Origin of the sequence: Shewanella sp. K8, from assembly GCF_028823715.1 — a bacterium.
Taxonomy (GTDB): Bacteria; Pseudomonadota; Gammaproteobacteria; order Enterobacterales; family Shewanellaceae; genus Shewanella; species Shewanella algae.
Genome location: NZ_JAPEHY010000009.1, coordinates 115,941 through 123,129, shown reverse-complemented (window position 1 = coordinate 123,129; position 7,189 = coordinate 115,941). Strand labels below are relative to the sequence as shown.

The window sequence follows — 7,189 nt, the reverse complement described above, 5'->3', positions numbered from 1 at the left end:
ACGGATGTTTCTCATTGCCTGCCGCAGGCTTATGCACAGGCGATCCTGTGACTCGCTGCGAGTACATCCCTGGCTCAGAAGGTCACAGTTCCACCTGAGCCTGGAAAATAGGCGTATGTCTGTAGGTATATAAACAATTTCAAGCAACGCTATGATTGCAGAATTGCACCAATTCCCCTCGGTGTAGCCGGCAGCCATTGGCGCATAATAAGGCGGCAGAAACATGGATGCCGAATCAGCGCCCAAGCTCCCTGGGTTCAACCTCATTAGTCTCTATCGCGAACAGAGTTTTGCTCCAGTAAACAAAGCCTCCCCGTGGCAAAAGGTTGCGACTGAGGTAAAATAGCCCATCTTTTGTCGGCGGCATCTCATACTTGTATGACTCCACAGCGGCTCTACCTCTCAAGCACAGCCTTTTTTGCTGCTTGCTGCTGCCCCGCCGCCGGCTCGCATTCTCCCGGAAACAGGCAGATAACAATAACCCCGCCTGCCGGACTTAGCCTTAAACCCTACACCCAGAGGAATACTCGTCATGAGTCTTGCTGATTCCGTTCTAGCCATAAACAATGATTTGCCTATCCGCACCGACAAGCCGGTTCACAGCGGAAAAGTGCGCAGTGTCTACTGGTTGACCGAGGCCGACAGCGCCAGATTGATCCGTGAAAAGGGCTATGATGTGCCCGCCGATACTCCGCTGGCGATCATGGTGATCTCGGATCGTATCTCCGCCTTCGATTGCATCTTCCACGGCGAAGATGGCCTCAAAGGGATCCCGGGCAAAGGGGCGGCGCTCAACGCCATCTCCAACCACTGGTTCAGCCTGTTCAAGGAAAAGGGGCTGGCCGACAGCCATATTCTCGACATTCCCCATCCCTTCGTGTGGATAGTGCAAAAGGCTCGCCCGATAAAGGTGGAAGCCATTATTCGCCGCTATATTACCGGTTCCATGTGGCGCGCCTATCAAAAGGGTGAGCGGGTATTTTGCGGCATCACGCTGCCGGAGGGATTACAAAAGGATCAGCAGTTACCCGAGTTACTGATCACCCCATCGACCAAGGGCATACTCAAGGGGATCCCCGGGGTGCCAGAGCAGGATGATGTCAACATCAGTCGCGCAGATATCGAAGCCAACTTCGAGGCCTTCGGCTTTGAAAAGCCTGAAGATATCGATCTATACGAAAAGCTGCTCAAACAGGGATTCGAAGTCATTTCCGAGGCGCTGGCACAGCAAGATCAGATCTTTGTCGATACCAAGTTCGAATTTGGCTATGTCACTGACAAACAAGGCCAATCCAAGCTTATCTATATGGATGAAGTGGGAACCCCAGACTCTTCACGTATTTGGGATGGCAGCGCCTACCGTGACGGCAAGATCCTCGAGAACTCCAAAGAAGGCTTCCGTCAGTTCCTGCTCAACCACTTACCGGATCCGGATATCCTGTTGAACAAGGACAGAATGCCGGAACGTGAAGCCCTGGCCTGCGACAACGACCTGCCACTGGAGGCCATGATGAATGTCTCGCGTACCTACACAGGTATTGCCGAGAAAGTCACCGGAGCCAAGATTACTCTCTCGGATAATCCCAAGGCGGAAATCATCCGGGTACTCAAGGAACAATACGGCCTGGTGGACTAAGGCATTCTGCCGCGGCTGCGACTCAGGCCATTTCCCGTTAAGCATAAAGCCCAGAATGTTATTACTTGTGGTTGGTAGCATATAAAAAGATCTATTCATTTAGGTCTTTTTTATATCAATTGACCTTTACCCCGAATTTAAGACAACCACCACCGCCATAGGCAGTGGTTTGGGGTGACAATAGAAAATAATATATCTCAGTATATTCTTAATTAGCTCTCCAGATTGACAAATTAAAACCTCAACTTTATGAATCAATTCATCAACAATTTGAAAACCTAAATTTAAATAGCCACTTAATTTTTACCACAAATTAAATCATGAGTACTACACTGCACCGTCCAGCCCGTTTATTCAATCAAATATCTAAGCTAAAAATTAATTCAATTTCATCATCAAGTCTTCTGCCCGTTGGTGTAAACCCAAGCTTTTGGTAAATATAGAGAGCATTCCCTTCCTCTTTATCCATTGTGGTTAGCGACACGCCTTTTAAACCAACAATGGAAGCGTATCGCTTGCTGAAGTTAATCGCGTGACTCCCCAATCCCTTTCCTTGAAAACGATGGTCAATCATGACACGCCACACGTACAAATGGTCCTTTTGAAAGTGATCATCGAACTTATCGAGTAGTCTTGGATCGATAAGAGAGATGAGCCCTGCTGGCTTGTCGCCTAAATAAATGCCGTAGCTGACACTATCGTCGTTAAAACTCGCCTCTGCAAGCCATTCTGCGTTATTAGCAATAAGATGCTTTTGAAACTCTCCCACTGTAAGGTCAATAATGTCATCGATGGTGTTACCGTTTATTTTTAAAAAGCTAACGTTATTCATGGCCATCTTCCTTGGATAGGTATTTATCTAAAATTATTTTAGCAATATAAAGATCTTGGTAGGCAATTCCTGAGCTATCAAAAATAGTAATGTCGTTTTTGTTCCTTTCTTTTAATTGAAGCTTATCACCGATCTGATGTATCTCTTTATCTGGTGCATGCTGGAACTCACCAATCGCTTTTGACTGAGGTAAATAATCACAGTAGAGGGTGGCGTTCTCAAACAGCGATGGCGGCAGTTCTTGTTTTCCTATTTTATCTGCTCCCATTGCAGAAATATGAGTTCCAGACTTCACCCACGACGATTCAAATAGAGGAGCTGTAGACGCCGTGACGGTGACAATAATATCTGCGCTTTCACAGGCTTCTTGAGCAGTTTTGATATCAGTTGTTAAACCTTCATCGCTTAGCTCTTGCGCCAGTTGGTTAGCACTAGTCTGATTTCTACCAACAATTATGACTTTAGATAGGTTCCTAACTTTTGAAATGGCAAGCGCTTCATATTTAGCTTGATGACCCGTGCCAAATAACGCGAGTACCGTTGAATCTTGTCTCGCCAATAGATCAACTGCGATGGCATCAGCTGCAGCGGTTCGGTAGGCATTAACCAAACTTGCTGACAAAATGGCTTTCATTTCTCCAGTATCAGGTGAGAGAAGAAAAATATGAGTACCATGGTTTGGTAGCCCAACTTGGTTATTGTAAGGCCAATAACTTCCCATTTTCCAACCAAGCAATTGATCTGTGCGTGCTGATTTTAGTGAAAATATTGAACCTTCTATCTGGCCAGATGCGTTAACGACCGGAAATATTGATGAGTGCTGCTCTTGTACTGCGGAAAATGCCGCTTTGACTGCTTTGTATGCCAGTTCGTGAGTAATTAACGCTGCGGTTGTTTTTTCATCTAAATAAAGCATGTTTACCACCCTGAGATACGTTGCCATTGTTCAATTTGCCCCTCGACCAAGTCAAAGACATGGTATTGACTGTGCATTGCGCTTGTAGAGCATGCATGATTTGGGACTATGTGAACTCGAGAACCAATGGGAAAACATTCGAAGTCGATCTCGCTTCCAGAAGCCGCTTCGAGTATGCCGTGCTCTTGATTTACCTGCACGACTTTCAGTATTTGACTCTCTTGACCATTCGGTTGGAGAACCACGCCATAACATTGTTCGTCATGGCCTTTATCTAAAGAAAGAGCCATCCAACCAGCATCAACAAATATTTGTCCCCTTGATTTGTTGTGTCCAATAACACTACTTACTACTGAGATTGCGATATCGTTTAAGGTACACACTCCAAGCTGATGCATCACCAAATCAAACAACGAATAGACGCCAGCTCTGACCTCTGTAATTCCATTTGTGTTTGTGTATGAACATGCCGTTGGGGTAGACCCTATGCTGACTATTTCGCAATGAATCCCCACTAATTCGAGGCGTTTCGCTGCAAGTTGTGCAGTCGTTACTTCATTACTGGCAGATTGGTTTAGCGCTTCTTGAGACGAACAGTGGTAAGATTCGCCTGCGTGGAGCATCACACCTTTAAAGTCGGCAAAACCTTTATCTAAGCTCTTAGCCATAGCAATCAAGGCTTCGGAATCTGCACTGACGCCACCTCGGTGTCCGTCACAATCAATCTCTATCAGGCAGCTAATGACACACTCATGTTCCTGACAGTAGGTGTTAACGAAATCGACTTGTTCCATGCTATCAAGTAACACCACAATGCTAATGCCACGTTTCAATAACTGCTCGACTCGTAATAGCTTTTCTTGTGATATGCCAACTGCATAGAGAATGTTTTTACATCCATAATTAGCAAGCTGTTCTGCTTCCTCAAGGGTAGATACAGTGATTGAGTCCTCTAGAGAGTTAATTAAGTAAGGAAGCGCATCTAACGACTTTACCGTTTTAAAGTGGGGTCTTAGTGGCGTGCCCAGTTTCGACATATGACTGCGCATTCGCGTGAGATTTTTTAAAAACTTTTGTTTGTCCAGGTAGAGAAATGGTGTGCCGATGGCATTGTATTGCTTTTCTGAATCAGGGTGTTCTGTATGTTTAATCATTTCATTTACCTAAGCTCGCAAGTTGCAGTTCAATGTCGATGAAATGATTATGAAATAGGAGAATGTTGAATTATATTAACAAAAGTCTACTTATAGATTAGGTTGAAAGTTAATGTTGACGACAGAAGATATTCGATTTCTTGTGGTAGTGTCTAACCATAGAACATTGGCAGATGCAGCTCGTGCGCTCAATATAACGCCTCCATCAGTCACTCAGCGTATTCAACATATCGAAAAGAAGCTATCACTTAAGTTACTTCAACGACCTTCGCGTGTGGTTAGCCTCACAGAAGAAGGGCGCGTCTTAGTCGGTACCGGTATTTCGATCCTTGAGGACTTGGATGAACTCATCGATAAGCTTAATGAAAGCAGAGGGGATGTCAGTGGTCGCCTACAAGTTTTGGCCCCCCTTGGCTTTGGCAACGATGTGATAGCCCCTTTATTAGGTGAGTATAAACAAGCTCATCCGCGCCTAGAGGTGGAGCTAGAATTGTCAGACAACCCAAACTGGGCAAACCATCATAAATGGGACATTATCATCTACATTGGCCACTTAGCGGATTCCAGCCTTAAGATGGTGACCTTGGCCCCAAACAAACGCTTTGTTTGCGCTTCGCCGGAGTATCTATCTCGTCATGGACAGCCTAAGACTCCGCAAGATCTTAAGAAGCATCAATGTATTGCCTTGAGAGAAAATAATGAAGATGTCACGCTGTGGAGCTTTACTCATGCAGTGACAGGGGCCATAGAAAGTATTCGTATTCGCCCTTCTCTTGCAAGTAATGAGGGTAGAGTGATTAAAGACTGGGCGTTACAAGGCTTGGGGATCATCATGCGATCCGAGTGGGACATTCAGTCACAGATTGATAGTGGTAAATTAGTGCGGCTGTTACCTGATTACGAGCTTCCAAACGCCAATATTGTAGCCCTAGTGACTTCTGCTGCGCATGAGAGGTCGGCGCGAGTCACTGGCTTTTTATCTCTACTAAAAGATCAATGCCAAAAGACGCCGTGGTTAAATCGATAGTAAGTTGTTATCGGAGTTGTGCACTACAAACCTAGTATTTTCGCAATTATTATTCATCAAAGTAGAACAGAATTTCTAACCAGCTAATGCCCACAATGAATTAGCTATTCAACTAACTCTTTGTGGATTAATATTTAGCCTCGGAGAAAATCCATGCACTTTTGCAGCAGTTGCATCCAGAGCAGCAGCTCGAGGTGCTTATCCGCCGCGGCAGCGCTGCCGGCCAAATCCTCGAAGAGGCCGAGAGCGCCAATGTTGGCATGATAGTTGTGGGTTGTCATCAACGCACTGTGATGGTAGTGAAGTAGCCTTATCGGCTCAGAGCTTCACTTCACTGTAGGTGGTCCAGGCCAGTAAATTACCCATCTGCGGCACTATCCAAACGGCTGTCTTGTGATCCTGGTAGACCCGGAAGTAGTAGATCTCCTCGTCACGGATATCGTCTTTACGGATCTCGCGATAGAAGTGCATCGCCGAGTCACTGACATTGTCCGGCTTGGTGAGTTCTTTCTGGTTCACTTTCACCTGGAACACATCCACCGGGGTGCCGGAGATCTCGGTGCGGTACTGGTGAAAATAGCCCCGCAGTTGATATTTGATCGGTGTGGTAAGGCAGTCCTGGTCGGTAACGCAGGCCGATGAATAAAACTGCCCCGAGTCTTTGCTGTCGTAAACCAGCGATAGGCTGAGATCGGTACGCACCAAGAGCTCATCTGCGACCGGGAAATAGATATCCGCATGGTAGTTGTGCTCCACCAACTCGGCATTGTCTACCGCCGGCGGCAGAATAATGCGGTTGTAACGGATCCGCCGCTCCATCTCCTGGCTCAGGGGCACAAACTCCTTCATGCTGAGACCGGCAGGTTTCGGATCTATGGCGGTGATATTGATGATGCCATCACCGTCACAGCCTGTTTCATCGGCACTGGGACAGATGGCAAAAGAATAATTACGGCCATCCGAGGCGGCATAAGCGCTGAAATGCTTCAATCCGGGGATAAGATTTCCCTCAGGCGCCAGATGCTTTTGCCACATGGAAGGATGCAGCTGCTTGGCCTCATCACTGTAAAACAACTGCGCCGAGGCCAGCGTGCCTCCCACATTCAAGGGTAACTGCTTGTCGGCACGCCAATGGCTCACCTGTTTGACCATTTCGTGATAGTCACTGTAGTACCAGAAGAAGCCCACCAGCCCCAACAGCAATAAAATACCCAGGAGTTTGATTTTCAGAGACACACTCACCAAGGCAGTGCGGATGGCTTCACCATCTGAGATGGCCAGCATATGCACATGGGACTGTTCGGAAATATTCAGCTGATAGCCACGACGGGCAACCGTCTTGAGTTGAATTTCGGGATAGGGTTCCAGTTTCTTTCTGAGAATACTGATGCATTGGGTCAGTGAGGTCAGCGCCACCACCCGCTCCGGCCAACCTACAGCCAGCAACTCATCTTTTCCAAACACGTTTCCCGGGGCAGACAACAGGTGTGACAATACCTGAGCCTCAGAAAACGACAGGACGATTTCTGAACCATCGCGTTGATCCAGCAAGTGTTTTGCCTTGGTATCCAACGCCAAATAGGGAGTCAGCTGTTGCATTGGCACTCCGAAAAGTCACTCCAGA

7 protein-coding genes are annotated in these 7,189 nt (G+C 46.7%); 3 read left to right on the top strand and 4 right to left on the bottom strand.

All coding sequences use genetic code 11. From position 1 onward, the window contains the following. Positions 1-532 precede the first annotated feature (532 nt). On the top strand, positions 533-1,636 hold the full coding sequence (locus ON072_RS07315; RefSeq protein ID WP_261752641.1) for a phosphoribosylaminoimidazolesuccinocarboxamide synthase: 1,104 nt from the start codon (positions 533-535) through the stop codon (positions 1,634-1,636). Positions 1,637-1,994: 358 nt separating this feature from the next. Here ON072_RS07315 and ON072_RS07310 read toward each other — a convergent pair whose 3' ends face one another. Genes ON072_RS07310 through ON072_RS07300 form a run of 3 tightly spaced genes read right to left on the bottom strand, consistent with a single transcriptional unit; the run spans position 1,995 to position 4,538 of the window. Beyond that, positions 1,995-2,468 (bottom strand): GNAT family N-acetyltransferase, encoded by a 474-nt coding sequence (locus ON072_RS07310; RefSeq protein WP_093982020.1) that lies wholly within the window; start codon positions 2,466-2,468, stop codon positions 1,995-1,997. Beyond that, positions 2,461-3,384 carry an ornithine cyclodeaminase family protein gene (locus ON072_RS07305; RefSeq protein WP_123115597.1) on the bottom strand — a complete coding sequence of 308 codons (924 nt, stop codon included), beginning with the start codon at positions 3,382-3,384 and terminating at the stop codon, positions 2,461-2,463. Before ON072_RS07305 ends, ON072_RS07310 begins: the two co-directional genes overlap by 8 nt. A 2-nt stretch (positions 3,385-3,386) precedes the next feature. Further along, the gene (locus ON072_RS07300) at positions 3,387-4,538 is read right to left on the bottom strand and encodes an alanine racemase (protein ID WP_261752642.1); all 1,152 of its coding nucleotides are present in this window, start codon (positions 4,536-4,538) and stop codon (positions 3,387-3,389) included. A 112-nt stretch (positions 4,539-4,650) separates the two neighbouring features. Here ON072_RS07300 and ON072_RS07295 point away from each other — a divergent pair, with 112 nt between their 5' ends. After that, positions 4,651-5,565: a LysR family transcriptional regulator gene (locus ON072_RS07295; protein WP_144380463.1), complete on the top strand. Its 915-nt coding sequence runs from the start codon at positions 4,651-4,653 to the stop codon at positions 5,563-5,565. Between the two features lie 161 nt (positions 5,566-5,726). Then, a complete protein-coding gene (locus ON072_RS07290; protein ID WP_186298932.1) occupies positions 5,727-5,873 on the top strand; it encodes a hypothetical protein in 147 nt (48 codons plus the stop codon). 10 nt (positions 5,874-5,883) lie between these two features. On the opposite strand, the gene ON072_RS07285 is transcribed toward ON072_RS07290, so the two are convergent. Further along, positions 5,884-7,164 carry a winged helix-turn-helix domain-containing protein gene (locus ON072_RS07285; RefSeq protein WP_025009298.1) on the bottom strand — a complete coding sequence of 427 codons (1,281 nt, stop codon included), beginning with the start codon at positions 7,162-7,164 and terminating at the stop codon, positions 5,884-5,886. Positions 7,165-7,189 lie beyond the last annotated feature (25 nt).